The organism is Nocardia sp. NRRL S-836 (assembly GCF_001279525.1).
In the GTDB taxonomy this organism is placed as follows: Bacteria; Actinomycetota; Actinomycetes; order Mycobacteriales; family Pseudonocardiaceae; genus Lentzea.
In genome coordinates, this window is sequence record NZ_LGDY01000017.1 from 1 (window position 1) to 467 (window position 467).

Consider the following 467-nt stretch of genomic DNA (forward strand, 5'->3'; position numbering starts at 1 on the left):
CGGTAGACCCACAGGCCACGTGCCCCGTCACCGATCGAGTTGGCACGGCTGGGGCGGCCGTAGGTGCCGCCGCCGGACGGGCCGGTCGTGACGCGCAGCCGTTCGAAGCCGTCGAACCGGTACAGGCCGGCGGTGCCGCCACTGGTCGCGGACAGGGTGCCTGGGAGGCTTGTGCTCACGAGCGCGTCAACGCGCTGCCATCGGGAGTAGCGGCGGGGCCACAGCGGCACCAGGTACTCGCGGGCGATGCGCAGCACCGCGCGCAGGCTGTATCCGTCGCGCCGGTCGGTGGACCGGCCGATGCGGGCGAGGTCGACGCAGTTGTAGCGGTGCAGCCCGCGGTCCTTGGCGACGCTGGCGTTGACGGTGCTGGCGAGCACCACCACGGCGGCCGGGCGGCCTTCGTGTTCCATGACGAACGAGAGTCGGCCGAAAGGGCGGTCGTAGGGCCTGCCTGCCGGGTGTTC

General features: G+C 72.6%; 1 protein-coding gene. It reads right to left on the reverse strand.

What is annotated here, in order from left to right:
* The coding region (locus ADL03_RS04895) for a hypothetical protein (protein WP_157527979.1) at positions 1 to 413 on the reverse strand (413 nt) is incomplete at its 3' end.
* Between the last annotated feature and the right edge of the window lie 54 nt (positions 414 to 467).